The following is a 26,751-nucleotide window of genomic DNA, read 5'->3' on the forward strand; positions in this document are numbered from 1 at the left end:
TTAAAAATATTCTGCGAAATACCAAGATTTCGCAGAATAATCATTTAGGCTTTTACCTTCGCATTTTCGACACGTTCACGCAATTTTTGTCCCGCTTTAAAAACCACAACTCGACGAGCAGACACTGCAACATCTTCGCCGGTTTTAGGATTACGACCTGGACGAGCTTTTTTATCACGAACAGTAAAATTGCCGAAGCCCGACAGTTTTACCTCTTCACCGCTCTCTAACGAGCGACGAATTTCTTCAAAAAAGTCCTCAACAAATTGTTTTGCGATACGTTTATCTAAACCACATCTTTCGACAAGGTTTTCTGCGATTTCAATTTTGGTAAGTGCCATAATTTATCCTTAAAATCTAATCTCTTAGATAAGTATTAAAACGTTGTGCAAGTGTTTCGAGAACAGCTTGAAGCACCGCATTAATTTCTTCCTCTTCAAGAGTTTTTTCAGTGTCTTGAATCGTTAAGCTGATCGCCAAACTTTTCTTACCTTCAGGTAAATTTGTACCTTGGTAAACATCAAATAAATTCACTGCCACAAGTTTAGCGCCACCTGCTTGTCGAGCCACATCAAGTAGATCACCTGCAGGTAAATTGCTATCCACAACCACGGCAATATCACGTTTATTTGCAGGGAAATGTGAAATTTCTTTTGCATTTGGTACTGAACGCTCTGCAATTGCAGACCATAATAATTCAAAGGCAACAGGTTTACCTGACAATCCGAGTTTTTGAACAACTTTAGGGTGAATTGTGCCGATATAACCGATCTCTTGATCGTCGAGTAAAATAGCAGCAGATTGTCCTGGGTGGAACGCAGGATATGATTTTGCAACAAAACGTAAACGATTGCCAGCATTTGTTAGCGATAAAACACGCTCTAAATCCCCTTTTAGATCAAAGAAATCGACGTTTTCTGCTTTATGCTCCCAATGTGCCGGTCGTTTATCACCCACAATCACTGCACCTAAGACAAATTCTTGGCGTACGCCATTTTCTGCATTGGCATCTGGAATAAAGCGTAAACCACTTTCAAAAATACGCACTCGATTTTGCTGGCGGTTTTGGTTATAAGCAACGGTTTCAAGTAAGCCTGTTAAAAGCGATACACGCATTGCCGACATTTCACTTGAAATTGGATTTGGCAGAATTAACGCTTCTTGGCTTGGGTGTAGCAGTTCTTGTACTTTTGGATCAACGAAGCTATAAGTAATCACTTCTTGATAATCGCTATCCACCAAAGCCGTTCTCACACGAATAGCTTCTAAAAGCTTCTCTGGGAAACCTTTCATCTGTAAATGAGCAAGCGGTGCGTGATTTGGAATGCTGTTATAGCCGTAAATACGAGCCACTTCTTCCACAAGATCTTCTTCGATCTCAATATCAAAACGCCAGCTTGGTGATTGAACTGTCCAGCTCTCGTCTGCATAGCTTGGGTTTAAGCCTAAGCGAGCTAAAATATCAGTTACGGCTTCTGTTTCAATATGATGACCGAGTAAGCTATCTAATTTACTACGACGTAAAACCACTTGTTTTGACGTTGGTAAATGGGCTGAACTTACCGCTTCTACGATTTCACCAGCTTCACCGCCACAAATTTCAAGCAGTAACGCTGTCGCTCTTTCCATTGCTTTACGCGTTAATTCTGGATCAACGCCACGTTCAAAACGATGAGATGCGTCTGTGTGTAAGCCATATTGTCTTGCACGACCTGTAATTGCAAGCGGTGCGAAGAATGCAGCTTCTAACACCACATCTTTGGTTTCGGCACTTACGCCACTAGCTTCACCACCAAAAATACCAGCCATTGCAAGCGGTCCGTTTTGGTCTGCAATTAGCAAAGTATTTGGCTGAAGTTTTGCTGTCGTGCCATCAAGCAATATGAGTTCTTCACCCTCTTTTGCCATACGCACTTGGATTGTACCGTTGATTTTTGCTGCATCAAAAGCGTGCATTGGCTGACCAAGTTCCAGTAAGCTCAGATTGGTAATATCCACAATCGGATCGATAGAACGGATACCACAACGGCGTAATTTTTCTTGCAACCATAATGGTGACTGTGCTTTGACATTCACATTTTTCACCACACGACCTAAATAGCGTGGGCAAGCTTCAGGGGCTTGAAGTTCAATCGTCACTTTATCTGCAATAGTTGCAGGCACAGCTTGAATTTCAGGTGCATTCACCGCTAATTGATTAACAACCCCAACTTCACGCGCAATTCCTGCAATGCTTAAACAGTCCGCACGGTTAGGCGTTAAACTAATTTCAATGGCTCTGTCATTTAATTTGAGATAGTCACGGAAATCAATACCGACTGGAGCATCTGCTGGCAACTCAATAATACCGCTATGATCTTCTTTAATCCCTAATTCTGAGAATGAGCAAAGCATTCCCTCTGACGGCTGACCACGCAATTTAGTTTTCTTAATTTTAAAATCACCTGGTAACACCGCCCCATCTGTTGCACAAGCCACTTTCAAACCTTGACGGCAGTTTGGTGCGCCACAAACGATATCTAATAAACGTTCGCCACCCACATTCACTTTGGTGACACGCAATTTATCGGCATCAGGGTGCTGAGCGCACTCAACCACTTCGCCGATCACAACACCGTTAAATTCACCTGCAACCGCTTCAACGGCATCAACTTCTAAACCTAACATAGTAATTTGGTCACATAGCTGTTCGGTAGTAATCGCTGGATTAACCCACTCACGCAACCAACTTTCGCTGAATTTCATTATTTCTATCCTATATTTGTAACGTTTTCTACAAATTTTACCACTTGTTATGATAGACACACGCAGTGTGTCCCTACAAGACAAAATAAGCCATTAATATAGTAGGGACACACTGCGTGTGTCCGCAAACTGCATATATCCGCAAAATGATTAGATTACTTAAACTGCTTTAAGAAACGCAGATCATTTTCAAAGAATGAACGTAAATCGGTCACGTTATAACGCAACATCGTCAAACGCTCAACGCCCATTCCAACCGCAAAACCGGTGTATTCATCAGGATCAATGCCCACATTGCGAAGTACATTCGGGTGAACCATTCCGCAACCTAACACTTCAAGCCATTTACCGTTTTTACCCATTACGTCCACCTCTGCCGACGGCTCTGTAAATGGGAAATAAGACGGACGGAAACGTACTTGCAGATCTTCTTCAAAGAAAGCTTTTAAGAAATCGTGCAATAAGCCTTTTAACTCAGTAAAGTTCGCTTTTTTATCTACATAAAGCAATTCAATTTGATGGAACATCGGCGTATGAGTTTGATCGTAGTCGTTACGATAAACGCGCCCTGGCGCCATAATGCGAATAGGCGGTTGCATTTTTTCCATCGTACGAATTTGAACGCCTGATGTTTGTGTACGCAACAAACGCTCTGCATCAAACCAGAAAGTATCGTGATCTGCACGAGCAGGGTGATGTGCAGGGATATTTAACGCATCAAAGTTATAATAATCCGTTTCAATTTCAGGACCTTTCTCTACACTAAAGCCAAGTTCTGAGAAGAATTTCACCACACGTTCAATTGTAATCGACACAGGGTGCAAACCACCTAACTCTGTTTTACGACCAGGTAAGCTCACATCAATACTCTCACTGGATAATTTAGCATTGAGCTCTTCTGTTTCTAACTGCTCTTTTTTCCCATTTAACGCATCTTGTGCTTTCTGTTTTGCTTCATTAATTTTTGCACCCACCGCAGGACGTTCATCTGCTGGCACATCACGCAAGCCTTGCATTAACAAGGTAAAATGACCTTTCTTACCAAAATATTCAACACGCAATGCTTCAAGACTTGCAACATCACTGGCTTTTTCAACCGCTTGCAACGCTTCAGCAACGATATTTTCTAGGTTTTGCATACCTACCCTCTAATCAATTTCAACATAAATAAACTGAATGCCTCATTCATAGGCAAAACGCCTTGAATAATAATACTTCTAAGCGATATTGTAAATTTAAAAGTGAGGATTTTGTGGGGGTAACATTTTGATTTGTAACAGCTATCAAAGATAAACACTGTGATTATTTTACCATTTTTGCTAAAAAAACACCAAATATCACCGCTTGTTAAACATTAATCCGTGATCTTCTTGAAAACATACGGTAAAATTTACACCGATTTGCAAAAGTGCAAATCAACGCTGTTAAATTTTATTGGAGATATACCTATGGCAAAGAATAATATTTTAGGATTATTCGCACAGTCGCCACTCAAGCCATTACAAAAGCACTCAAAAAAAGTGACTGAATGTTGTGGATTACTAATCCCATTTTTTGAAGCGAGTTTTCAAAACAATTGGGAAGTAGCGGAAGATATCCGTCGTCAAATCATTGATTTAGAAAACCGCGCAGATACCCTTAAACGTGAAATTCGTTTAAAATCACCGCGTGGTTTATTTATGCCTGTTGAACGTACTGACTTACTTGAACTCGTTACACAGTTAGATAAATTAGCAAACTATGCTAAAGATATTTCTGGTCGTGCAATCGGTCGTCAATTAAACATTCCTGAAGAAATCCAACCTATTTTCCAACAATTCTTAACCCGTAGCCTTGATGCAACAGTTCACGTTGATAAAGTAATTAATGAAATGGATCACCTACTTGAAACAGGCTTCCGTGGTCGCGAATTAAATTTTGTGAACAATATGATTTTAGAGTTAGATGTTATCGAAGACGATACGGATCAACTTCAAATCGTACTACGCCGAGCAATGTTAGCGATTGAACAACAATACAATCCAATTGACATTATGTTCTTATACAAAATTATCGAATGGGTCGGAGTTCTTGCAGATCAAGCACAACGTATCGGTTCACGCATTGAGTTAATGTTAGCTCGTTCATAATCGAAAGAGGACTTAAATAATGGAACTGATTCAAGAATATGGCTCGATGATTATCCTCATCACCGCAGTGTTTGGCTTCTTTATGGCATTTGGTATCGGTGCAAACGATGTTTCAAATGCAATGGGAACCTCTGTAGGTTCAGGCACTATCACTGCAAAACAGGCAATTTTAGTTGCAATGGTTTTTGAATTTGCTGGTGCTTATTTAGCAGGCGGTGAAGTAACTGAAACCATCAAAAGTGGCATCATTGATATTCACCAATTCTCTGGCAGACCAGACACCCTTGTACTAGGTATGATGTCGGCACTTTTTGCTGCAGGTACTTGGTTATTACTTGCCTCTAAAATGGGCTGGCCAGTATCCACTACTCACTCTATTATCGGTGCAATTATCGGTTTTGCGTTAGTCACCGTTGGTGCGGAAGCGGTTCATTGGGGTGATTTGTCTGGTATCGTAGGTAGCTGGTTTGTTACACCTGTTGTATCGGGGATCATTGCTTATGCTATTTTTACTAGCACACAAAAACTGATTTTTGATACTGATAATCCGATGAAAAATGCTCAAAAATATGGTCCATTCTATATGGGTTTAACCACATTCATTTTGAGTATTGTTACAATGACAAAAGGCTTAAAACACGTTGGTTTACAGCTTACAATGACTGAAACCTTAGTGATTTCAAGTGCAATCTCAATTACGTCTATCATCACTTGTTTCTTCTACTTCCGTAGCCAATCTTTTGCTAACCGTGTACAAGGCGGAGCATTTGGTGGCGTAGAGAAAGTGTTCAGTATTCTAATGTTACTCACCGCTTGTTCAATGGCATTTGCCCACGGTTCAAACGACGTAGCTAATGCGATTGGGCCTTTATCTGCCGTAGTATCTATCGTTGAGAACGGCGGTGTGATTGAAGCGAAATCAATTCTCGCCCCTTGGATTTTACCATTAGGTGCAACGGGTATCGTTGCTGGTTTAGCGGTAATGGGTTACAAAGTAATGGGAACGATCGGAACTGGTATTACTGACCTAACCCCAAGCCGTGGTTTCTCAGCAGAATTTGCAACAGCAATGACCGTTGTTGTTGCCTCTGGTACAGGTTTACCTATTTCAACAACACAAACCTTAGTAGGTGCGGTATTAGGCGTAGGTTTTGCTCGTGGTATTGCAGCGTTAAACTTAACAGTTATTCGTAATATCGTTGCATCTTGGGTTGTTACCTTACCAGCCGGTGCATTCTTCTCAATTTTAATTTACTATGTATTAAGTGCGATTTTCTATTAATTTGAAAATACCACTTTAAATTAGGAAAAGTGCGATCTTCGCACTTTTCTTTTATGATTTTTTAAGGATTGTTTATGCAAAAACATATTTCTCTTTTCTGCTCAACTCTGCTTTTAGCAATATCAATTCCCTCTTTTGCTCAAACACAGTACGTTACTGAAAATTTAAATACCTATTTGCGTAAAGGTCCAGGCGATCAATTCAAAATTTCCGGTTCTATTCAAGCAGGTGAAAAAGTTACCTTAATTGAAACCAGGGATCGCTATTCTCTAATTCGTGATGGCAAAAACCGTGAAGCGTGGATTTTAAATTCCGAATTAACATCTACGCCAAGCTCAAAAGAATTAACACCGTTATTACAACAACAAGTTCAAGAATTAACCACAAAACTCAATAATATTGATAGAGATTGGCAACAACGTACCGCTGAAATGCAACGTAGAGTTCAACAATCTGCATTACAAAGCAGTGAATTACTTGAACAAAATGCACTTCTAAAGCGAGAATTAGAAATTATTAAAAATAAAAATCGTGATTTAGAAGCAATACAAGATGTCGCATCTCGCGAAATTATGATTCAATATTTTATCTACGGAGGAGCTGTTCTAGGCTTAGGTTTAATATTTGGATTACTTATTCCAGCCCTTCTTCCTCGCCGTAAATCTAATTATCGCTGGAATTAACGCAAAACAACCGTACTTTTAGCTTACTGTGATGTTTTTAATTTGGGGCATAGTAGACAAAAGTGTTGATTTTAATTATTTCCCCTAATTATCACCAACTCTTTTTATTCAAAAAATCCTTTATAAACATAATCTTATGCTTTTTCGTTAATCCGCTATGAACCGATAATTTCTGTTTCAGTTCTTTAAATAACCCTTCCAACCTATTTGTTGTTTTTTCTATATTTAAGTGAGTATATTCTTCAAAAGTGAGTTTAAAGCCTTGTACTATAAGGCTTTAGCCCACTTTTTACCAACACTTTTGTCTACTATGCCAAATATCCTCTCTAAATCACCGCTTTCATTAGATTTCCGCCTATTATTTCTAGCTTTTATTGATAAAAGTTGAAAAATTCCTGTTATTTTATCTTTAGTTTTGTGTAACTCTTGTTTTTTTTTTTTTTTTTTACAATGGGAGGGTTCATTTGTGCATCCTGAAAATGTAAATAAAGGTTTATGATTTTTTATTAGGAAAAACAGTAGAGAAGGTTATTTTATTATGAATAAAATATTTAGAGTTATTTGGAGTCATGCTCAACAGGCTTGGGTGGTTGTGTCTGAGTTAGTAAAGTCTCACACCAAAACATCCACTTACACGGATAAAAGAGCTCAATTATGCACCTCAGATTATTTTTTAGATAAACAGCAAGATAAATTTAAATTAAGTCTTTTAAGTCTAGTATTACTAAGTATATTTTTTAGTCCAGTAGGTTTAGCTGCATATCTTCAATATGGTGCTACTGCATCGAATAACGGAACTGACGACGGTACTATTGGTATTGGTAAAGAGAGTAAGGCTTCGCATGGTGCTATTGCTATCGGTCAGAAGGCAATAGCTGAAGGTAGGCATAATATTGCGATAGGTTATGATGCAAATTCAGGAACACACAACAACTCTATTACGATAGGCAACAATACTGTAGGAAATGGGGAGAATGTAGTTGCCATCGGGACTAGCTCAAAAGCGGGAGGGAGATCTGTTGTCTTAGGCGGAAATGCCGAAGGGAATACTACTCAAACAGTTGTAATAGGTAACCTTGCTAAAGCAAGTGGGTCACAATCTGTTGCTATCGGGGCAGATAGCAAAGCGGAGGGGTATGGCTCCATATCAATCGGTGGAGATGATTTAGATCAAACGGATTATCACGCTAGTAATAATACAAAGCAGACCCGCCAAACAACAACTGCGAAAGGTAAGGCCTCTGTTGCTATTGGGGGTCTGTCTTTGGCTACGGGCGACGGATCTATTGTTGTAGGTCCTCTAGCATCTGCAAGTCATACTGAAGGCATTGCTATCGGTGCGAGAAGTAAGTCTACCAATGAGTACGGTATTGCGGTTGGTGGTGGTGCAACTGCTGGAAAACACGCCGTTGCTGTTGGTAGGGAGTCGAAAGGTGCTGGGACAGATTCCATTGCGATAGGTAATTCTGCGAAAACAACAGGGGCAGACTCTGTTGTTGTGGGTGCCAGTATCAATGTGACAGGTGAAAAATTAGTGGCAATTGGACGCGAAGCAAAAGCTGGAAGCCATTCTACTGCCTTGGGTTATAAAGCCTCTGCCGGTGGTATGCACTCTGTTGCTGTGGGTGAAAGAGCCATGACAAATGATGGTGCTGCTAGAGCAACCGCACTTGGTAATAATACCGTTGTCACCGTGGGCGGCGGTGTGGCATTGGGTTATGGTTCTAATGCAAATACAGCTGGCGGTGTAGAGGGGTTAAAACAAGCTCATTCTGTCACAACGGAAGCAACTGTCGCTAACGGCTTTAAATCCACAGAAAAGGTTGATAATAATGCTATTGGTGCAGTTTCTGTCGGTGGAGGCTCAGGTAATAAACTCATCAAACGCCAAATCGTCAATGTGGCGGCTGGTACACAAGATACCGATGCAGTAAACGTGGCACAGCTTAAATCGCTCACCATGAAAATTGATGGTGATAGTAAAACAGACACACCTAAGGTTGGCTTGTGGAACGGTACGCTTAAAGTGCTAGGTACAAGCGGTGAGATTAAGACTTCCGCAAGCAATGATACCATCACATTGAAATTAGATGAAACATTGAAAAACAAAATTGATAAGATTGACAATTTAGGTTGGAAACTTAAAATTGCTCAGGGAATGGGGGGTAAAGCAACAAATCCACCTACGGAACATCTTGTCAAAATGAGCGATACGGCAACCGTAACCTTTACCGCTGGAAATAATATTAAATTAGAACAAACGAACGGAAATATTACGATTTCTACGATTGGTAAGTTAATTGAAAAGACTGAAATGCTACAAAATGGTGATTTGAAAATTACTTATACGGATGGCAGCGATAATACTATTACTAGGGGGAAAGACGGTAAAAATGGTGAGAAAGGTGATAGAGGGGAACCGGGTCCTAGAGGTGAACCAGGTATTCCAGGACCTGCGGGTCCAGCGGGTCCTATGGGTCCAGCAGGGGCTGCTGGTCTAGTAGGACCAATGGGCCCTCAAGGTCCTGCGGGTCCACCTGGTCCTGTGGGTCCAGCAGGGGCTGCTGGTCCTAAGGGGGATAAAGGCGAACCAGGACAAGCGGGTCCAAAAGGAGATACCGGTCAGAAAGGTGAAACTGGTCCTGCGGGTCCAGTAGGTCCAACTGGTCCTGCAGGTCCAGCCGGTCCAACTGGACCACAAGGTGCACCTGGTCCTGCAGGTCCAAAAGGAGAGGCAGGAGCAAAAGGCGATAGGGGCGAAACTGGCCCTGCGGGTCCAACGGGACCTAAGGGTGACAAAGGTGATACGGGTCCAGCAGGACCACAAGGCCCTGCGGGTCCAACGGGACCACAAGGACCTACGGGTCCAACGGGATCACAAGACCCTGCGGGTCCAACTGGAAATTCGGAATTAAAAGGCATTACGTCGATTGCCAATGGTAACGACGCCACCAAGGCGAATGGGGCTAAGATTACCTTGTCTGCAGGTTCTACAAATAAAACAGTTAATGTTAATGATGCGAAAATTACCAATGTGGCGGCTGGTACAGCAGATACTGATGCGGTAAATGTGAGCCAGTTAAATACTAAGGCAGCAGCTTCAAAAACAGAGGTTAAATCAACGGACAAATCGGTTGGCGTTACAGCAAGTAAAGGTGACAAAGATCAAACGATTTATGATTTATCGGTGGTGAAATCTAAATTGAAGGCTGCTGAGGATAAACGTACAGTTACGGCTGAAACCAAGGGCAATGCTTTTGTAACAGGAGATGAAGTCGCAGCAGCAATTAATACCACAACCGCAGCGGCAAGAACTGAGGTTGAAGCGGGTAAAAATGTGAAAGTGACTTCAAAAACGGGAGCAAATGGTCAGAATATTCACAATGTGAGCGTGTCTGGAGATTTAAGCGACATTACTTCAATTAGTAATGGCGATACCAAAGTATCTTTAGGTAAAGATAAGCAAGGAAATCCAGTTGTAAATATGAATGGCGCCAGAATTACCAACGTTGGAGATGGTAGTGCTGAGGGCGATATTGTGAATGTTCGTCAGCTCAACAAAGTGGTTTCTTCTGTGAATACAGGATTTAATCAATTATCAAGAGATATTGGTCGTGTTGATGTTAATGCAAGAGCGGGTATTGCTTCTGCTGTGGCGATGGCTAATTTGCCACAAATTTCTTTACCAGGTAAAAGTGCTATTTCTGTTTCTAATGCACAATATCGCGGGCAATCTGCCTATGCTATAGGTTATTCCAGAATTTCTGATAATGGCAAATGGCTTATTCGAGCGTCTGTTAGCAGTAATACTCAGCGGGATACTGCGATTGGAGGAGGGGTAGGTTTTGTGTGGTAATCTAGCGCCTATAAATTAGAATTTCATGCTCAATGCCATTGTTATTTTAACAATGGCATTGTTTGGCATAGTAGACAAAAGTGTTGGTTTTTCTGCAAACTATGTCTCTAATGGTCAAAAGTGTTGGTTTTGACCCTATCCCAAATTCTGTGTAAACACCCATTTCAACTTAACGGTGATCGTCTAAGCGATCACCAAAATCAATCATAAATCGATTCATCGCCAGTTTCCAGTTCTGAATCGGCATTGTCCATTTTTTTGATGCATCTTTACAAGCGGGTATTTTGCCTGCCATTTTTGCGAAAGTGCGGTCAGATTTTCGCGAGCTTGTACTTCCGTCGGGGCTTGATAAACCTGCTTTAAATCTGCGGTGACGGCTTTGTAATCTTTCCACGAAACGAATTTCAAGCTGTTACGCACTAAATGCACAATGCAAAGCTGAATCTTCGTTTTAGATAACCAAGATGGTCGGTCAGTTCATCATTTAACGCAGCCTCGACGGTAATTTTCTTGAGCATCCGTGAAAATTGATTGAGGTCTTCCGGTGTTTTTAGATTTTTGGCAAATTCCGCTGCCAAGGCGTGAAGTTGTTTTTCGTTCATAATAAAATACCTGTGTCTGAATGTATTATCTCAGAAACAGGTATTTACACAAATTGTGGGAGAGGCTCTCTATCCGCTTTTTTTGTTCACAGATTTTATCCCTCAGCCCCCATCCCCTTCGCTAACGCTCAGGGACTTCCCCCATAAATGGGGGAAGAATTTTGATCTGCCCCCAAAAAGTTAGACTGATTTAGTTCAAGGACTGAGTTCTGTATTCCACAGGGCTTAGTCCTTTCAATCTTACTTGAATACGCTCATGATTGTAATAATGAATATATTCGTGAATAGCTTGTTCCAGTTGCTCAAAGGTCTCAAACCGTTTACCAAAGTAACATTCCGTTTTTAAACGCCCGAAGAAACTTTCCATTGCACTGTTATCCAAACAATTTCCCTTTCTCGACATACTTTGTACGATGCCACTTTGCTTCAATATCGACTGATAACTTACTATTTGATATTGCCAACCTTGGTCAGAATGGAGTATCGGCGTTGCTCCGTCAAGCCTTGCTACAGCTCGTTTTATCATTCGGCTTATCTGCTCGAAACTTGGGTTTCTTGCCACATCATAAGCAATAATTTCACCGTTAAACAAGTCCTTAATCGGCGAGAGATAAAGTTTACCTTCTGCACACTTAAATTCACTCACATCAGTGACCCATTTTTGATTTGGGGCTGTAGTGTGAAAATTCTGTTTTAGCAAATTATCTGCAATTTTGCCGACTTCGCCACGATAAGAATGATATTTTTTGCGTTTGTTTTTCCCTTTCAACCCAAGTTGTTGCAGTAAGCGTTGGACTTTTTTATGGTTAATCAGCCATATTTTTCTTAATTCCAGCGTAATACGACGATAACCGTAATTACCGTCATTTTTGTGATAAATTTTGATGACTTCTTGCTCAATCGCTGCATTTTTATTGTCTTTTTCAGCAAGATGATAAAAGAACGCACTCCGTTTTAAATCAACCAATTGCAATAAAATCTCAAACGGAAATTGGTGGCGTAGTTCCTTCACGAGGTGTGATTATACTGATTAATCCAATATCTTAATATGGTTTCCTTAACCTGAAAATGCTGACGAGTTAATGACCGAATTCTATTATTTTGAAGATAAAATTCGATGACTTTTTGTTTGAAAGATTGGCTGTATTTAGTCATAAAAATCTGCACCTTAATTAGTTGGTTGTTTAATCCAACTTTTGGGGTGCAGATCACATCGACCCGCCCCTACCATTATCTTTGCTTATAATGCATCTCTTCACTCACCGCCCTTAATTTTTCAGCGGCTTGCTCTGGGGTTAAATCCCGTTGTGCTTCAGCTAACATTTCATAGCCGACCATAAATTTCCGCACCGTTGCCGAACGTAACAGAGGCGGATAGAAATAAGCGTGAAGTTGCCAATGTTCAATATCTTGCCCATCTTTAAAGAACGGAGCAAAATGCCAGCCCATTGAATAAGGGAAAGCACATTCAAATAAGTTATCATAACGACAAGTAAGCTTTTTAATCGCAAGGGCTAAGTCATCTTTTTCTGCTTCGCTCAATTCGCTCATTCGTTTGATATGGCGTTTTGGCATCAAAATGGTTTCATAAGGCCACGCCGCCCAATATGGCACAACAGCAAGCCAATGTTCTGTTTCTGTAACAGTTCGTGTGCCATCTTTTAGCTCTGCTTGAGCATAATCTACCAATAAATTTGAGCCGTGTTGTTCATAGTAACGACGCAAATTTTTATCCTTGGTTGCAATTTCATTCGGTAAAAACGAGTTCGCCCAAATTTGCCCGTGTGGGTGTGGTTGTGAACAACCCATCATCGCCCCTTTATTTTCAAAGGCTTGAACCCACAAGTAATCTTTACCTAGCTCTTCTAATTGAGCATTCCAAGTATCAACTACACCACGAATTTTTTCCACAGGCAATTCGGGGAGCGTTTTACTGTGATCAGGTGAAAAACAAATCACCCTAGCTAAACCACGTACCCCTTGAATTTTAAACAACGGATTGTCAGATGGCGGAGCATCTGGCGTATCTTGCATCAAAGCGGCAAAATCGTTGGCAAATACATAAGTGCCTTGATAATCAGGGTTTACATCGCCTGAAACACGGGTATTGGTCGGACAGAGAAAACACTTTTCATCATAACTCGGTAGCTGTTCAACCGCCGCTTTATCCACTTGACCGCTCCACGGACGTTTCGCTCGATGTGGAGAAACTAAAATCCACTCGTCTTTCAATGGATTATAACGGCGGTGCGGATGATCATTTAACTCAAATTTCTGGCTCATTTGGAGTATCCTTTCAAAAAGTTAAAATAATGTGGAGTATAGCGTAAATAATACAAAGAAGATATGAACTAGATCACAAAATGGGATCATCCACTCATTCTTGAAAAGAAAAAAGCTAAACCCATACGGGTTTAGCTCTACTACTCAAATAAGGTCTGCTTAGCAATTACATCATTCCGCCCATGCCACCCATACCGCCCATTCCGGCACCTAGGTCAGCTTTTTCTTCTTTCGGCAGATCTGTCACCATACATTCAGTCGTAATCATTAAACCTGCGATAGAGGCTGCAAATTGTAATGCAGAACGGGTTACTTTAGTTGGGTCTAAGATACCCATTTCTAACATATCGCCGTATTGTTCAGTTGCAGCGTTATAGCCGTAGTTACCATTGCCATCTTTTACGTTACGAGCAACAACAGACGCTTCTTCACCTGCGTTTGTCACGATCTGGCGAAGTGGTGCTTCCATTGCACGAAGTGCTAAACGGATACCTACGTTTTGTTCTTCGTTATCGCCTTTCACTACATCAGCCACTTTGCTTGCCGCACGCACTAATGCCACGCCACCGCCTGCGATGATACCTTCTTCCACAGCTGCACGGGTTGCGTGAAGCGCATCATCTACACGGTCTTTTTTCTCTTTCATTTCAACTTCAGTTGCCGCACCGACTTTGATTACTGCAACACCGCCAGCCAATTTAGCCACACGCTCTTGTAGTTTCTCTTTGTCGTAGTCTGAGGTTGAGTCTTCGATTTGTTGGCGGATCTGTGCAACACGAGCTTTGATTTGTACTTCATCGCCAACGCCGTCAATGATGGTGGTATTGTCTTTTGAAATCACCACACGTTTTGCTTGGCCAAGCTCTTCGATAGTCGCTTTTTCAAGTTCCATACCGATCTCTTCAGAGATAACCGTACCCGCAGTTAAAATCGCAATGTCTTGTAACATCGCTTTACGGCGATCGCCAAAGCCTGGCGCTTTAACCGCAGCCACTTTCACGATACCACGCATTGTGTTCACAACTAAGGTTGCTAACGCCTCGCCTTCAATATCTTCTGCAATAATCAATAATGGTTTGCCCGCTTTTGCTACTGCTTCTAATACAGGCAGAATTTCACGGATATTTGAAATTTTCTTATCCACTAAAAGAATGTATGGGTTTTCTAATTCTACTGTGCCCGCTTCTGGTTTATTGATGAAATATGGCGATAAGTAACCACGGTCGAATTGCATACCTTCAACCACATCTAACGCATCTTCTAAGCCAGTGCCGTCTTCAACAGTGATTACACCTTCTTTACCCACTTTTTCCATTGCTTGAGCAATTAATTTACCCACAGTACTGTCTGAGTTTGCAGAAATCGTACCGACTTGTTCAATCTCTTTTGACGTTTCACACGGTTTAGAGAGCGATTTTAACTCTTCAACAACTGCTGCTACCGCTTTGTCGATACCTCGTTTTAAATCCATCGGGTTCATACCAGCTGCAACCGCTTTTAAACCTTCATTTACGATAGCTTGAGCAAGTACAGTTGCAGTAGTTGTACCGTCACCTGCTGCATCATTTGCTTTAGATGCCACTTCTTTAACCATTTGCGCACCCATATTCTCGAATTTATCTTCTAATTCGATTTCACGAGCAACGGATACACCGTCTTTAGTGATGGTTGGTGCGCCAAAGGCTTTGTCTAATACTACGTTACGACCTTTCGGGCCTAAAGTCACTTTTACTGCGTCTGCTAATATATTTACGCCCTTTAACATTTTTACACGAGCGTCGTTACCAAATTTTACGTCTTTTGCTGCCATTTTTTATTCCTTGTAGGGACACACTGCGTGTGTCCGTGATTAATTTGTAAAAATATTGAATGATTTAACCGCTTGTTGTAGTTGGACACACGCAGTGTGTCCCTACACAGTTATTCAACAATTGCCAAAATATTGTCTTCAGAAAGAATTAATACGGTTTCACCGTCAATTTTTTCTTCTTTCACACCATATTCATTGAAAATCACCACATCACCGACTTTCACATTTAATGGTAACACAGTGCCATTATCTAAAGTACGACCATTGCCAACGGCAATAACAGTACCACGAGTAGATTTAGTTGCCGCAGAACCAGTTAAAACGATACCGCCTGCAGATTTAGTTTCGATTTCTTCACGCTTTAAAATTACTTTGTCGTGTAACGGACGAATTTTCATTGAATAACTCCTCATTATTGTAATTAGAAATAACTATAGTAATAGAAAGTAATTATTAGATCTCTATCTGGAAATTTCAAGGGGGAAGAGAAAAATTTTGTTAATATAGTCTAGGAGATATTGATTGACGTACTCTCCGCTATAAAAGGCGAGAATTCCTACTAGCTCCTATTGTTCTCAATAGGCTACTTCGTATTGCTCATTTTACCAAGTCAACGCCCGATTAAACACAAAACGAGCAGAACCGCAGAACTGTTTAATTCTGCGGATTTGATGCCTGCCGCGGTAATGCGCCCATTTCGATTATTCGCCAATACATCAAGCAACAACAAACACCTGCTTAGTTAGGTTTGAAACGGCTCACACCGTTTGTGCCTTATATCTCCATCCTTCAGGACGGAGTTTGACGGCACAGTCCCGATAAATTAATAATAGCTCTAAGCCCTTTTCCACCCTTCACATTGTATACATTATCCATCGAAATATAGTAACCATGCAACTCTGCAATACGTCTTACAATCGACAAGCCTAAACCGCTCCCTTTTTCATTCTGCCCAGCAGGACGGTAAAAACGCTGCCCCAGTTTAGCAAGATCTGCCTCATCAACACCACCACCATTATCTTCCACGATAATACATTGTGGCTCTAATGTAATACGAATGGTCGTACCTTGAGGGCAATATTTCATTGCATTATCTACCAGATTTCGTAACATCAAGGAAAGAAGTAACGGCTGACCTTGTTTAACCGCAGGTACGCCTTTTTGTTCAAACTCAATTTCCATCTCTCGTTTCTGTGCTTGGAAATAAAGCTCCCCCACCAATGATGGAATTAATTTCTCCCAATGAATATCTTCTACACCTTCCAATTCCGTTAAATTATCTAAACGGGATAACGTAAGCAGTTGCTCGATTAATTGAGTTGCACGATTAATCCCTTGAGTAAGATTATGCAAGGCTTTCTCACGTAAAGCGGTATCATCTCCAGCTAATTGTGCAATTTCGGTTTGAATTTTCAGCGCGGCTAACGGACTGCGTAACTCGTGAGCAGCATCAGAAGTAAAGCGACGCTCTCTAAGCAACATTGTTGAAGTCCGATCAAAAAACTGATTTAAACTGCTGACTAGCGGTAAAATCTCTTTCGGAACATCAGTCGAAAGCGGACTATTATCATCAGGCGTTCGCTGTTGAACTTGCTCCCCCACACGTTGCAATGTCAATAGTTCACGCTTAATCACCCACACAATCAAGCCCAATAATAACGGCAAACTGGCGAACCAAATCCACATTTGGCTAAACACCATTCCTTGAACCAGATCATCTCGATAATCTTGCTCTTGACCGACCGCCACAAAAAAACGATCACCTATAGGTAGCCAAAAAATTCGCCACTCGTCTTCATCTTCGTGATTAAGTCGGGATTTGGTAAAACCACTGGCTCTTTTAAATGGAAAGTTTGCACCATTATGCCCGTCGCTCAATATCCTTTCCCCTTGGGCATTAAAGATAGCAAATGCCAGAGCATCATCATCGAAAGCGATCTTTTTAAAAGATTTTTTATGGTGTTCGCCGTTGAAAGTCCGTTGTGGCTTACGTTCCATCAATAATGTGCGTAAATCTGAAGAGGCCAAACGTTGAGCAAACAGCACCTGTTGAGCATCAAACACTTCATCAACTTCGTGACGAACTTGCACCCACGCCACTGCAGTGGATACAAGCCAAATAAGCAACGCCGTGCAAGAAATCACGATCATCAAGCGAAAACGCAAACTGGTATTTTTAAGCAACTTCATCGTTTTTTCCTAAGGCGTAGCCGACACCGTGTACGGTACGAATAAACTGTTTTCCGAGTTTCTGACGTAAATTGTAGATATGGACTTCAAGAGCGTTGCTACTGACCTCATCGTCCCAAGTATAGAGTTTCTCCTCAATGAAAGAACGGGTGAGAACACGATCTTTATTGTGCATAAATAACTCAAGCAAATTGTACTCTCGTGTGGTTAGCGTGACTTCTTGCTCCCGAAGAAACACTTTGCGTTGATTTGGATCGAACTTCACTAAACTATGTTCAATCACAGGGTTGGTATGCCCATAACGACGACGGATCAACGCCTGTAAACGAGCTACAACCTCTGCGAGAGCAAAAGGTTTACAGAGATAATCATCTGCACCACGTTGTAGCCCCATGATACGTTCATCAAGGGTATCTCTTGCAGTCAAAATAAGCACAGGCACATCTTGATTAGCCCGCCGCCAACTTTGTAACACCTCAAGTCCGTCCATTTTTGGCAGGGTGAGATCGAGAACTACGGCATCATAAGGTGCGGAACTTAACGCATCTAAGCCAGTTTTACCGTCCGTGAACCAGTCCACACTAAAGCCGGATTTACTCAACCCAAGTTTTAGCCCTTCTCCGATCAACGGATCGTCTTCAATTAATAAAATACGCATCTCAACCTCCAAATTCTAAAAGAGAAAAGTGGCATTTACTGCCACTTTCCTATTATCGCATTAATTTACCTTTTCAACACGATGAACATCAACTTCTGTACCGACTAGTGATTTATCAATTTCACCATAAAGTCTGATTTCATCATTTGGGGTAACATTTAGCCCTCTCCAAGCATCATCGTCAATATCCACCGTGATCTCACCGCTTGCGTCACGGAATGTGAAATTGTCTTTATCCAACTGCTTAACCAACTTGCCTTGTAATACGACATATTGATCATCGCTCATTGAAGATACTTGGCTGGCTTGAGTAACCGCTTGCTGACTATTAGTAAAACCACCATTTTGATAATAACCTTTGTCCGCAAATGCTGAAAGGCTAACGGTTGATAAAAGTAATGCTGAAAGTAAAGTAAGTTTTTTCATAAATTGCTCCTAGTGTTTATTAGTAAAAGCATTATTGCTTTGTTGAGTGTATTAAAACAGAGAAATCTTAAGAAAGTCTTAAGATAAAAAAATTTATTTTTAGACAAAATCTAATAAAAAAGCGGCAAGATTCGTAAATCCTACCGCTTAGATCACATTATGAAAAAATTAGAATCTATAGTTTGCCCCAATAATGTACTGACGACCAGGGTTTATATGTGAATGCAAACGTTGACTATGACTTTGATATCGTTTATTTCCAATATTATTAATAGCAAAGTCGAGACTTAAATCATCTTTGAGTAATCTCAGATTAGCATAAATATCGTGTACTCCGTAGCCAGCTTTACGAATTCTTTCATCGCCACTTCTAGTCGTAATCACAAAGGTTTTAGCTTCTGCATAACGCCCTCTATATCCTATCTCTAGATTTGGATTCTCAAATGTATAGGAAAGAGTTGTTTTCCATTGGCGACCTTTAGGTACAATATCCAAAACACCCCCCGAAAGTTTAAAGCCTTCAGGGGTAGCTCTTGAATAACTTGCTCCAACACCAACTTTTAGCCCTGCAATTTCATAAGATGCTTCAGCATCATATCCTTTAGTTCTAAGATTGCCAAGATTTGTTATAGTAGGAGCAGTAACTCCGGAGTAATAATTCGTTACTTTTTCATCAAAAAGGCTTGCTACAAGTCTAGCTCCTGAATGTTTCCATTCAAAACCGACTTCTGCTAGACGTGATTGTTCAGGTTTTAGATTACTATCAACATCTCTCCTTCCACGAACTTGTGCTAAATTTGCACGGTTATCTGTTATAGTATTAGTTGTGGCTAATGCTGGGGAACGGCTGGCATAATTCAATTTTGTCTTCAATGCCAAGTTTGAGGTGATATCCCAAATTACATTCAAGCTAGGATTCACTTTCCCCTCAGAAGCATGAATTTTAGTACTATTTGGTTTGCCTAATGTATTTAAGCTGAAATGGTCGTAGCGAACGCCTGTTGTTAAAGTAACTTTCTGAATTGCCCAAATAGCGACATTAAAACTCCTATTAGGTAAAAACCAAGTAAAACACTCAGAAACAATTATAAATAAGAATTGTTATCATTTCAAATAAAATTTAATAGAATACCGAGAAAATAATAGAAATAAAAAACCCAGCTTTCGCTGGGTTCTTAGTATAAGTAAGCAAATTATTTGATTTTGGCTTCTTTATAAACAACGTGTTTACGCACAACTGGATCAAATTTTTTGATTTCCATTTTTTCTGGCATATTACGTTTGTTTTTTGTTGTTGTGTAGAAGTGACCAGTTTCAGCAGTAGAAACTAATTTGATCTTCTCGCGATTACCTTTAGCTGCCATTTGTTAGCTCCTTAGATTTTTTCGCCACGAGCACGGATTTCAGCTAATACTGCATCGATGCCTTTTTTATCAATAATACGCATACCTTTCGCTGTTAAGCGTAAAGTTACGAAACGGTTTTCGCTCTCAACCCAGAAACGGTGAGTGTGAAGGTTTGGAAGAAAACGACGTTTAGTCGCATTCATTGCGTGTGAGCGGTTGTTACCAACTACTGGACGCTTGCCTGTTACTTGACAGACTCTAGACATTTTCAATTCTCCGATATTACTTAAGCTTAAGCTAAATGGTTCGGGCGTTCAGAAAGGCTCAACTCAATCTGACGACCTCGTCAGGTACATACACCCGACCCACAGACTATTTTAAAGACTGCGAATTATACTTGCTTTAGTTCATCTAAACAAGGGGAAAATTCGCTATTTTCTTGTTCAAACTTTTCTTCTTCGAACGAAAAATAGTCACCTTTGCCAACAATAATATGATCAACAAAGCGAATATCGACTAAATCACACGCCATTTCTATTTTTCGAGTCAAAAACCGATCTGCCTCACTTGGATTGCAGTTGCCAGATGGGTGGTTATGTGCAACTAAAATGGCGGCGGCATTACACTTCAAGGCTTCTTTAATGATTTCACGAGGGTGAACTGAGGCTTGGTTGATCGTGCCATAAAACATTTTTTCTGTTTTAATTAGCCTATTTTGGTTATCTAAAAAGATCACCATAAACACCTCTCGCTCCCAAGATTCTAATTCCGATTGAAAATACATTACCGCCAAATAGGGACTATCTACCATTTCATTGACTTTCATTTGTTGGGATAGATAGCGTTTCGTCATCTCTTTCGTAGCCTGAAGTTGAATGTACTGAATTTGCCCTAACCCTTTGATTTTACAAAAATCCTCTAATGTCGCTGACAGCAATCCTCGTAATGAGCCAAAGGCAGTTAATACACTTTCTGATAGATCCATTACAGGTATCCCTTTAATTCCTGTGCGTAAAAAGATTGCCAATAGCTCCGCATCACTTAAAGCTTCTGCCCCAAATTTTAGTAATTTTTCTCTTGGCATTAATTCATAAGAACTTTCATTCATATTTTTTGTTCAATTAGTTAAAAAGTGCAAACAGCATAAAAATCTTCCCTCCTTGATTCAAAAGGCTTTTTCTCTTTTTTCGACAAAGATCGCAAAAATAGGGCGTTGTGAGTGAGTACCTATTTGCGTAGAATAGCGAACAGAAAATCCATCATAAAGATGATTCGTTATGTTAAAAGATAAAAAAATCCTTATCGGCATTACTGGCGGTATTGCGGCTTACAAAACCATTGAGTTAATCCGTTTATTAAAAACAGCGGGGGCTGAAGTGAGAGTAGCAATGACCCCTGCGGCAGAGGCCTTTGTAACACCGCTGACTTTGCAAGCTATTTCAGGTAATGCAGTTTCAACTTCTTTACTTGATCCACAAGCAGAATTAGCAATGGGGCATATTGAATTGGCGAAATGGGCTGATTTAGTCGTGATTGCCCCTGCAACAGCTGACTTTATTGCACGGCTGCGTATTGGCATGGGCAATGATTTGCTTTCTACCATTTGTCTTGCGACCGCTTCACCAATTTTACTTGCACCAGCAATGAACCAGCAGATGTACAAGCGGTCAATTGTGCAGGAAAATTTGCAAAGTTTAATAGAGCAAGGCGTTTCGATTATTGGGCCTAACGCTGGCTTTCAAGCCTGCGGCGATATAGGCAAAGGCAGAATGTCTGAGCCGAGTGAGATTTTCCAAGCGATTGAAGATCATTTTACGCAATCGCAAGATCTTGCTGACTTAAGCGTGGTGATTACCGCAGGCCCAACGCGTGAAGCGATCGATCCTGTGCGTTATATCAGCAATCACAGTTCAGGCAAAATGGGCTTTGCGATCGCGGAAGCCTTCGCTAAACGTGGGGCAAAAGTCACCTTGATTGCAGGCCCTGTTAATTTAGCCACACCGCAAAATGTTAGCCGTATTGACGTGATTTCTGCACAACAAATGGCGGAACAAGCGGTGAGTTTGGCACAAAAAAATGCAATTTTTATCGGCTGTGCGGCGGTCGCAGATTACCGTGTGGAACAGATTGCGGAGCAAAAAATCAAAAAAACAGGCAATAATGATGAACTGACTTTAAAACTGGTAAAAAATCCCGATATTATCGCTACGGTGGCCCATCTTGCTCAAAATCGCCCTTTTGTCGTGGGCTTCGCGGCTGAAACGCAAAATGTAGCAGATTATGCGAAAGACAAGTTACAACGTAAGAATTTAGATCTAATCTGTGCCAATGATGTCTCTGGCGGACAGGTGCTCGGGCAAGATCAAAATTCACTTCATCTCTTTTGGCAAAATGGCGAGAAAATTTTACCGCTTGCAGATAAAGGAAAATTGGCGGAAGGATTAGTAGCAGAAATTGTGACAAGATATAAGGATAAAAAATGAAACAAATCGACTTAAAAATTTTAGATAAACGTATCGGCACAGAATTTCCTTTGCCAACCTATGCAACAACAGGTTCAGCAGGGTTAGATTTACGTGCATTGATTGAGCAACCTTTAACCGTAGAAGCTGGGCATACAGTGTTAATTCCAACGGGGATTTCGGTTTATATCGCTGATCCAAACTTAGCCGCGGTGATTTTGCCTCGCTCAGGGCTTGGACATAAAAACGGGATCGTATTGGGTAACTTGATTGGCTTAATCGACAGCGATTATCAAGGTCCATTAATGGTTTCCCTATGGAACCGTAGCGATAAGCCGTTTACTGTTGAAGTGGGTGATCGTATCGCACAGCTCGTGTTTGTCCCAGTGGTGCAAGCACAATTTAACATTGTAGAAGAGTTTACTGCGACAGATCGTGGTGAGGGTGGATTTGGTCATTCAGGTAAGCAATAGGATTGAAAATGACAGAACCTGTTATCAAAATGCCGAAAAAATCGGTAAAAGAACGCCAGCAACAAGTGCTAGAAGTCTTAATCGGGCTACTTAACTCGGAAGAAGGTATGCAACGTGTTACGACCGAAAGATTATCAAAAGCGGTCGGCGTATCTGAAGGGGCGTTATATCGTTACTTCCCAAGTAAAACAAAGATGTTTGAGGCTTTGATTGAACGGATTGAGATGACATTAACGAGCTATATCAATGCAAGTAAACGCCAAGAAAATACCGAATTGGCAGTAAAAGCGATTTTACAAACTATCTTAGAATTTGCACAAAAGAACCCAGGGGTGACACGCATTCTAACAGGACATGCATTAATGTTTGAAGATGAGTTACTCAAAGCTCGTGTCGCAAAATTCTTTGAAGGATTAGAACTGCAATTTATGAATTTATTGCAAATGCGTAAATTGCGTGAGGGCAGGGCTTTTGCTGATGAACGAGCATTGGCTGGTTACTTGGTGAATTTCTGTGAAGGGCAATTTTTACGCCTTGTTCGCTCAAATTTTGGCTTTAATCAACATCAACATTTTGAAAAACAGTGGCAACTGATTAAGCCATTGTTCTACTAGGAAAAAGATGATTATCCCTTGGCAAGAACTTGAAGAAAGCACCCTATATAATGTTTTAGATTCTTTTATTTTAAGAGAAGGAACAGATTATGGGGAGCGAGAACTCACGCTCGCAGAAAAACGAGAACGTTTATTAGCTCAGTTAAAAGCCGATAAAGTTGTAATTGTTTGGTCAGAATTGCACGAAAGCATTGATATTAAAGATAAAAAATCTTTCTTAGGGAATTTGTAAATTTATGCTAAAATTCTTGACGTAGTATTAAGCTATATCAACTATAAATGATTTATAGAGGTTTCTATGCAAGATGTTTCAATCTCAACCGCACAGCTTGAAGATGTCAGCCCATTACCATCCATTCACGATCCTTCGGTGGAATGGTTTTTAACTCACTGTCATATTCATCGTTATCCAGCAAAATATACTTTAATTCACGCAGGTGAAGATGCTGAATCACTGTTTTATATTGTCAGCGGAGCTGTGTCTGTCTTTATCAAGGATGAAGAAGGCAAGGAGATGTTATTAACCAATTTAGGACAAGGCGAATTTGTCGGTGAAATCAGCCTTTTTGAAGAAAAGGCTCAGCCTCGCACTGCTTGGGTAAGAACTAAAGGCAACTGTGAAATTGCTGAAATTTCTTATAAAAAATTCAAGCAATTAGTTCATCTAAATCCTGATATCTTAATGTATCTCTCAGCTCAGATGGCTCGCCGTTTACGAATGACATCAAGACAGGTTAGTAACCTTGCATTCCTTGATGTAACAGGCCGTATTGCTCAAACATTGATGAATTTAGCTAAAATGCCTGATGCGATGACTCACCCTCAGGGTATGCAAATTAAAATTACTCGTCAAGAAATTGGGCAAATGGTCGGTTGCTCACGAGAAACTGTTGGTCGTATTTTGAAAATGCTTGAGGATGAAGGGTTAATTTCTGCACATGGTAAAACTATCGTTGTGTATGGGACAAGATAACATATTAAAAATGCAAAGTGCTACGTTAGATTATCAAATCAATTAATCTAACTTAGCCTTAAAACATTAAGATTTCCCCCCAATTATTAGCCCCATAAAAACTTTTGTCTATACACCGAAAAAACCTCTCTAAACCTCCTGATTGCCTTGCTACACATCGTTCCGCTTGACTACCCCCCCTTAAAAAATACAATATATCCATTTTGGCAAACGGTTTCGGAATTCATTTTTCTTTGACAAATTAAGGTTTAACTATGCGCTCCTCTATTCCTTTATCACTCACTAATAAAACTCTTTCTGCGGCTTCAGGTAAAACTTATCATCTTGTTGATAAATCAGGAGAACCCCTTAAAGTCTTTTTCACTAAAATTGTTGATGAACAACTTGTTATTAGAAGAAATCAGGGATTGTTAGATATTATAACTTTAGTTGGGAATATGAAACGACGGAAGGTACCCGTCAATCGATTAAGGCTGATGCCCATAGGGCAGAACAAACATCCTTAGTAGTGGATGATGGTGTTACTCTACAGGTGCCATCAGGAGTGATTTCTATTGCCGCGACAGCTGTAAAAGGAAATACGAATGTTACCGCTATTGGCTCAGGTAGCTATGAATATACCATTGCAGTTGGATACAGCAAAGAAGCAGGCTTTATTCCTGATGTTGATCGATATGTGAGTATTGTTTAGCTGGTGTGTATTCCCCTCGCTAGCCCCCATCCCCCTCGCTAGCCCCCATCCCCCTCGCAAGCTCGGGGACTTCCCCCATAAATAGGGGAGGAATTTAAAATCCTTCCCCCGCAAGCGAGGAGACATCCCCCATAAATAGGGGAGGAATTTAAAATTCTTCCCCCGCAAGCGAGGATACATCCCCCATAAATAGGGGAAGAATTTAAAATTCTTCCCCCGCTTGCGGGGGAAGGTGCCCGAAGGGCGGATGGGGGACTCTTAGAAGTTTGTAAAACCATCCCTAAATAGAAATTTTCCTAACCAACTGCCGTACTAAATCAGGACCTTGATAAATCATCGCAGAATAGAGTTGTAATAAACTTGCCCCCGCGTTGATTTTTTCTTGCCCTGATTGCACCGAATGAATACCGCCACTGCCGATAATAGGCAGTTTGCCATTTAACTCTTGAAAAAGTTGCGAAATAAGTTGAGTGCTTAGTGCATTTAACGGTTTGCCACTTAGCCCCCCTTGCTGATCCGCAAAAGGCAAGCCTGCGACGCTATCTCGTGAAAGTGTCGTGTTGCCAGCAATAACACCGTCAATTTGGTGGCGGACAAGACTGTCCGCAACAGACGCGATTTCTTCGGCGGAGAGATCAGGGGCGATCTTCAAAACAAGCGGCTTGTACCCCCCAAATTTTTGCGAAAGTTGGGCTTGTTCGGCTTTAAGTGAGCGTAACAGATCGTCAAGTGCCTCGCCATATTGCAAAGAACGCAGATTTTTAGTGTTCGGCGATGAGATATTGACCGTCACATAACTGGCGTGTGGATAGACTTTGCGTAAGCAAATTTGATAATCGTCCAAGCTATGTTCAATCGGGGTGATTGCGTTTTTCCCGATATTGATCCCAAGAATGCCGTTATATTTTGCCTTTTTTACATTTTCAATCAGCACATCAACCCCAAGATTATTAAAGCCGTTACGGTTGATAATGCCTTCGGCTTCAAGAATACGGAACTGTCGTGGACGTGGATTACCGTCTTGTGCAACGGGGGTGACAGTGCCAACTTCAATAAAACCGAAACCTAATTTAGCAAAGCCATCAATCGCCTCGCCATTTTTATCCGCCCCTGCGGCTAAACCGATAGGGTTTTTGAAACGCAACCCCATTACTTCAGTCGGATTGTCGGGAAGCGAACAAGCCAAAGAAAACGGGGTTTTGCCGAATAATTTTAAAGATTGAATAGCAAATTGATGGGCGTTTTCCGCATCAAGATTAAAGAGTGCTTTTTTGATAAGTGGGTACATCATTTGTATGAATATAAAATTACAATTCTTCCCTCGTTTGAGGGAAAGAAAGAAAATTCTTCCCCCGCTTGCGGGGGAAGGTGCCCGAAGGGCGGATGGGGGAGAATTAAATATCCTTTTCCGCCCCATCCCCTTCGCTTCACGAAGGGACTTCCCCCATTTATGGGGGAAGAATTAATTTTTCTTTCTAAAAATCAATGCCATACATTAGAAATCAAAAACCCAATCTTTCGATTGGGC

General features: G+C 40.9%; 26 protein-coding genes and 3 pseudogenes. 11 read left to right on the forward strand and 18 right to left on the reverse strand.

Annotated elements, in window-relative coordinates; translation table 11 throughout:
- Nucleotides 1-44 precede the first annotated feature (44 nt).
- The 3 genes from J1G47_RS08430 to pheS form a co-directional block, all read right to left on the reverse strand.
- Nucleotides 45-341 carry an integration host factor subunit alpha gene (locus J1G47_RS08430; RefSeq protein WP_005710633.1) on the reverse strand — a complete coding sequence of 99 codons (297 nt, stop codon included), beginning with the start codon at nt 339-341 and terminating at the stop codon, nt 45-47.
- A 16-nt stretch (nt 342-357) separates the two neighbouring features.
- Nucleotides 358-2,745: a phenylalanine--tRNA ligase subunit beta gene (pheT, locus tag J1G47_RS08435; RefSeq protein ID WP_160428822.1), complete on the reverse strand. Its 2,388-nt coding sequence runs from the start codon at nt 2,743-2,745 to the stop codon at nt 358-360.
- A gap of 155 nt (nt 2,746-2,900) precedes the next feature.
- Nucleotides 2,901-3,884, reverse strand: coding sequence for a phenylalanine--tRNA ligase subunit alpha (gene pheS / locus J1G47_RS08440; protein WP_160405289.1), 984 nt, complete (start codon nt 3,882-3,884; stop codon nt 2,901-2,903).
- 309 nt (nt 3,885-4,193) lie between these two features.
- On the opposite strand from pheS, the gene J1G47_RS08445 reads away from it, so the two are divergent.
- The 4 genes from J1G47_RS08445 to J1G47_RS12055 all read left to right on the forward strand — a co-directional run bounded on the left by J1G47_RS08445 (nt 4,194) and on the right by J1G47_RS12055 (nt 10,695).
- Nucleotides 4,194-4,874, forward strand: coding sequence for a TIGR00153 family protein (locus J1G47_RS08445; RefSeq protein ID WP_021109664.1), 681 nt, complete (start codon nt 4,194-4,196; stop codon nt 4,872-4,874).
- 19 nt (nt 4,875-4,893) lie between these two features.
- The gene (locus J1G47_RS08450) at nt 4,894-6,156 is read left to right on the forward strand and encodes an inorganic phosphate transporter (protein WP_207326573.1); all 1,263 of its coding nucleotides are present in this window, start codon (nt 4,894-4,896) and stop codon (nt 6,154-6,156) included.
- 74 nt (nt 6,157-6,230) lie between these two features.
- The gene (locus J1G47_RS08455; RefSeq protein WP_010786625.1) at nt 6,231-6,839 is read left to right on the forward strand and encodes a TIGR04211 family SH3 domain-containing protein; all 609 of its coding nucleotides are present in this window, start codon (nt 6,231-6,233) and stop codon (nt 6,837-6,839) included.
- A gap of 538 nt (nt 6,840-7,377) precedes the next feature.
- Entirely contained in the window at nt 7,378-10,695 is a 3,318-nt protein-coding gene (locus J1G47_RS12055) for an ESPR-type extended signal peptide-containing protein (RefSeq protein ID WP_207326574.1), read from the forward strand.
- Nucleotides 10,696-10,864: 169 nt separating this feature from the next.
- Here the strand turns inward: J1G47_RS12055 and J1G47_RS08465 are convergent.
- The 14 genes and pseudogenes from J1G47_RS08465 to radC all read right to left on the reverse strand — a co-directional run.
- A pseudogene (locus J1G47_RS08465) lies at nt 10,865-11,148 on the reverse strand (transposase); the annotation flags it as partial.
- Entirely contained in the window at nt 11,115-11,297 is a 183-nt protein-coding gene (locus tag J1G47_RS08470; RefSeq protein ID WP_016528517.1) for a hypothetical protein, read from the reverse strand. The pseudogene J1G47_RS08465 and the gene J1G47_RS08470, both read right to left, overlap by 34 nt.
- Nucleotides 11,298-11,487: 190 nt before the next feature.
- Nucleotides 11,488-12,312: pseudogene (locus tag J1G47_RS08475) on the reverse strand (IS3 family transposase); the annotation flags it as partial.
- A 215-nt stretch (nt 12,313-12,527) separates the two neighbouring features.
- Nucleotides 12,528-13,580 (reverse strand): UDP-glucose--hexose-1-phosphate uridylyltransferase, encoded by a 1,053-nt coding sequence (locus J1G47_RS08480; RefSeq protein ID WP_010787269.1) that lies wholly within the window; start codon nt 13,578-13,580, stop codon nt 12,528-12,530.
- Nucleotides 13,581-13,746: 166 nt separating this feature from the next.
- On the reverse strand, nt 13,747-15,390 hold the full coding sequence (groL, locus tag J1G47_RS08485) for a chaperonin GroEL (protein ID WP_160416785.1): 1,644 nt from the start codon (nt 15,388-15,390) through the stop codon (nt 13,747-13,749).
- Between the two features lie 110 nt (nt 15,391-15,500).
- A complete protein-coding gene (locus tag J1G47_RS08490) occupies nt 15,501-15,788 on the reverse strand; it encodes a co-chaperone GroES (RefSeq protein WP_005713186.1) in 288 nt (95 codons plus the stop codon).
- 207 nt (nt 15,789-15,995) lie between these two features.
- Nucleotides 15,996-16,058: pseudogene (locus J1G47_RS12140) on the reverse strand (RNA-guided endonuclease InsQ/TnpB family protein); the annotation flags it as partial.
- Nucleotides 16,059-16,179: 121 nt separating this feature from the next.
- Entirely contained in the window at nt 16,180-17,580 is a 1,401-nt protein-coding gene (gene qseC, locus J1G47_RS08500) for a quorum sensing histidine kinase QseC (RefSeq protein WP_207326575.1), read from the reverse strand.
- Entirely contained in the window at nt 17,567-18,238 is a 672-nt protein-coding gene (locus J1G47_RS08505; RefSeq protein ID WP_010787266.1) for a response regulator, read from the reverse strand. Before J1G47_RS08505 ends, qseC begins: the two co-directional genes overlap by 14 nt.
- Nucleotides 18,239-18,298: 60 nt before the next feature.
- Nucleotides 18,299-18,664: a YgiW/YdeI family stress tolerance OB fold protein gene (locus tag J1G47_RS08510; protein ID WP_005713180.1), complete on the reverse strand. Its 366-nt coding sequence runs from the start codon at nt 18,662-18,664 to the stop codon at nt 18,299-18,301.
- A gap of 168 nt (nt 18,665-18,832) precedes the next feature.
- Complete coding sequence (locus J1G47_RS08515; protein ID WP_207326857.1) at nt 18,833-19,753, reverse strand: TonB-dependent receptor; 921 nt, start codon at nt 19,751-19,753, stop codon at nt 18,833-18,835.
- A 104-nt stretch (nt 19,754-19,857) separates the two neighbouring features.
- Nucleotides 19,858-20,028 carry a 50S ribosomal protein L33 gene (rpmG, locus tag J1G47_RS08520; protein ID WP_005624479.1) on the reverse strand — a complete coding sequence of 57 codons (171 nt, stop codon included), beginning with the start codon at nt 20,026-20,028 and terminating at the stop codon, nt 19,858-19,860.
- Between the two features lie 11 nt (nt 20,029-20,039).
- Nucleotides 20,040-20,276 carry a 50S ribosomal protein L28 gene (gene rpmB, locus J1G47_RS08525; RefSeq protein WP_005713177.1) on the reverse strand — a complete coding sequence of 79 codons (237 nt, stop codon included), beginning with the start codon at nt 20,274-20,276 and terminating at the stop codon, nt 20,040-20,042.
- Between the two features lie 125 nt (nt 20,277-20,401).
- Nucleotides 20,402-21,118, reverse strand: coding sequence for a RadC family protein (radC, locus tag J1G47_RS08530; RefSeq protein WP_207326576.1), 717 nt, complete (start codon nt 21,116-21,118; stop codon nt 20,402-20,404).
- A gap of 169 nt (nt 21,119-21,287) precedes the next feature.
- Between radC and coaBC the strand changes: the two genes are divergently transcribed.
- From coaBC to J1G47_RS08565, 7 genes are all read left to right on the forward strand, one after another.
- Nucleotides 21,288-22,493: a bifunctional phosphopantothenoylcysteine decarboxylase/phosphopantothenate--cysteine ligase CoaBC gene (gene coaBC, locus J1G47_RS08535; protein ID WP_021113200.1), complete on the forward strand. Its 1,206-nt coding sequence runs from the start codon at nt 21,288-21,290 to the stop codon at nt 22,491-22,493.
- On the forward strand, nt 22,490-22,945 hold the full coding sequence (gene dut / locus J1G47_RS08540) for a dUTP diphosphatase (protein ID WP_005713171.1): 456 nt from the start codon (nt 22,490-22,492) through the stop codon (nt 22,943-22,945). Before coaBC ends, dut begins: the two co-directional genes overlap by 4 nt.
- Before the next feature lie 8 nt (nt 22,946-22,953).
- Nucleotides 22,954-23,559, forward strand: coding sequence for a nucleoid occlusion factor SlmA (slmA, locus tag J1G47_RS08545; RefSeq protein ID WP_005713169.1), 606 nt, complete (start codon nt 22,954-22,956; stop codon nt 23,557-23,559).
- 7 nt (nt 23,560-23,566) lie between these two features.
- Nucleotides 23,567-23,791, forward strand: coding sequence for a YheU family protein (locus J1G47_RS08550; RefSeq protein WP_005713165.1), 225 nt, complete (start codon nt 23,567-23,569; stop codon nt 23,789-23,791).
- A 66-nt stretch (nt 23,792-23,857) separates the two neighbouring features.
- Nucleotides 23,858-24,532: a cAMP-activated global transcriptional regulator CRP gene (gene crp / locus J1G47_RS08555; protein WP_010787261.1), complete on the forward strand. Its 675-nt coding sequence runs from the start codon at nt 23,858-23,860 to the stop codon at nt 24,530-24,532.
- A 254-nt stretch (nt 24,533-24,786) separates the two neighbouring features.
- The gene (locus J1G47_RS08560) at nt 24,787-25,038 is read left to right on the forward strand and encodes a hypothetical protein (RefSeq protein WP_223300025.1); all 252 of its coding nucleotides are present in this window, start codon (nt 24,787-24,789) and stop codon (nt 25,036-25,038) included.
- A gap of 38 nt (nt 25,039-25,076) precedes the next feature.
- The gene (locus tag J1G47_RS08565; protein WP_021110348.1) at nt 25,077-25,223 is read left to right on the forward strand and encodes a hypothetical protein; all 147 of its coding nucleotides are present in this window, start codon (nt 25,077-25,079) and stop codon (nt 25,221-25,223) included.
- 280 nt (nt 25,224-25,503) lie between these two features.
- Here the strand turns inward: J1G47_RS08565 and pyrD are convergent, their stop codons facing one another.
- A complete protein-coding gene (gene pyrD / locus J1G47_RS08570; RefSeq protein WP_160586013.1) occupies nt 25,504-26,511 on the reverse strand; it encodes a quinone-dependent dihydroorotate dehydrogenase in 1,008 nt (335 codons plus the stop codon).
- Nucleotides 26,512-26,751 lie beyond the last annotated feature (240 nt).

This window comes from Glaesserella parasuis (genome assembly GCF_017352235.1).
Taxonomy (GTDB): Bacteria; Pseudomonadota; Gammaproteobacteria; order Enterobacterales; family Pasteurellaceae; genus Glaesserella; species Glaesserella parasuis.

What these genes read in the sequence shown, in the direction of transcription:
- J1G47_RS08430 (WP_005710633.1), bottom strand. Translation starts at nt 341, where the DNA reads ATGGCACTTACCAAAATTGAAATCGCAGAAAACCTTGTCGAAAGATGT.
- pheT (WP_160428822.1), bottom strand. Translation starts at nt 2,745, where the DNA reads ATGAAATTCAGCGAAAGTTGGTTGCGTGAGTGGGTTAATCCAGCGATT.
- pheS (WP_160405289.1), bottom strand. Translation starts at nt 3,884, where the DNA reads ATGCAAAACCTAGAAAATATCGTTGCTGAAGCGTTGCAAGCGGTTGAA.
- J1G47_RS08445 (WP_021109664.1), top strand. Translation starts at nt 4,194, where the DNA reads ATGGCAAAGAATAATATTTTAGGATTATTCGCACAGTCGCCACTCAAG.
- J1G47_RS08450 (WP_207326573.1), top strand. Translation starts at nt 4,894, where the DNA reads ATGGAACTGATTCAAGAATATGGCTCGATGATTATCCTCATCACCGCA.
- J1G47_RS08455 (WP_010786625.1), top strand. Translation starts at nt 6,231, where the DNA reads ATGCAAAAACATATTTCTCTTTTCTGCTCAACTCTGCTTTTAGCAATA.
- J1G47_RS12055 (WP_207326574.1), top strand. Translation starts at nt 7,378, where the DNA reads ATGAATAAAATATTTAGAGTTATTTGGAGTCATGCTCAACAGGCTTGG.
- J1G47_RS08470 (WP_016528517.1), bottom strand. Translation starts at nt 11,297, where the DNA reads ATGAACGAAAAACAACTTCACGCCTTGGCAGCGGAATTTGCCAAAAAT.
- J1G47_RS08480 (WP_010787269.1), bottom strand. Translation starts at nt 13,580, where the DNA reads ATGAGCCAGAAATTTGAGTTAAATGATCATCCGCACCGCCGTTATAAT.
- groL (WP_160416785.1), bottom strand. Translation starts at nt 15,390, where the DNA reads ATGGCAGCAAAAGACGTAAAATTTGGTAACGACGCTCGTGTAAAAATG.
- J1G47_RS08490 (WP_005713186.1), bottom strand. Translation starts at nt 15,788, where the DNA reads ATGAAAATTCGTCCGTTACACGACAAAGTAATTTTAAAGCGTGAAGAA.
- qseC (WP_207326575.1), bottom strand. Translation starts at nt 17,580, where the DNA reads ATGAAGTTGCTTAAAAATACCAGTTTGCGTTTTCGCTTGATGATCGTG.
- J1G47_RS08505 (WP_010787266.1), bottom strand. Translation starts at nt 18,238, where the DNA reads ATGCGTATTTTATTAATTGAAGACGATCCGTTGATCGGAGAAGGGCTA.
- J1G47_RS08510 (WP_005713180.1), bottom strand. Translation starts at nt 18,664, where the DNA reads ATGAAAAAACTTACTTTACTTTCAGCATTACTTTTATCAACCGTTAGC.
- rpmG (WP_005624479.1), bottom strand. Translation starts at nt 20,028, where the DNA reads ATGGCAGCTAAAGGTAATCGCGAGAAGATCAAATTAGTTTCTACTGCT.
- rpmB (WP_005713177.1), bottom strand. Translation starts at nt 20,276, where the DNA reads ATGTCTAGAGTCTGTCAAGTAACAGGCAAGCGTCCAGTAGTTGGTAAC.
- radC (WP_207326576.1), bottom strand. Translation starts at nt 21,118, where the DNA reads ATGAATGAAAGTTCTTATGAATTAATGCCAAGAGAAAAATTACTAAAA.
- coaBC (WP_021113200.1), top strand. Translation starts at nt 21,288, where the DNA reads ATGTTAAAAGATAAAAAAATCCTTATCGGCATTACTGGCGGTATTGCG.
- dut (WP_005713171.1), top strand. Translation starts at nt 22,490, where the DNA reads ATGAAACAAATCGACTTAAAAATTTTAGATAAACGTATCGGCACAGAA.
- slmA (WP_005713169.1), top strand. Translation starts at nt 22,954, where the DNA reads ATGACAGAACCTGTTATCAAAATGCCGAAAAAATCGGTAAAAGAACGC.
- J1G47_RS08550 (WP_005713165.1), top strand. Translation starts at nt 23,567, where the DNA reads ATGATTATCCCTTGGCAAGAACTTGAAGAAAGCACCCTATATAATGTT.
- crp (WP_010787261.1), top strand. Translation starts at nt 23,858, where the DNA reads ATGCAAGATGTTTCAATCTCAACCGCACAGCTTGAAGATGTCAGCCCA.
- J1G47_RS08560 (WP_223300025.1), top strand. Translation starts at nt 24,787, where the DNA reads ATGCGCTCCTCTATTCCTTTATCACTCACTAATAAAACTCTTTCTGCG.
- pyrD (WP_160586013.1), bottom strand. Translation starts at nt 26,511, where the DNA reads ATGTACCCACTTATCAAAAAAGCACTCTTTAATCTTGATGCGGAAAAC.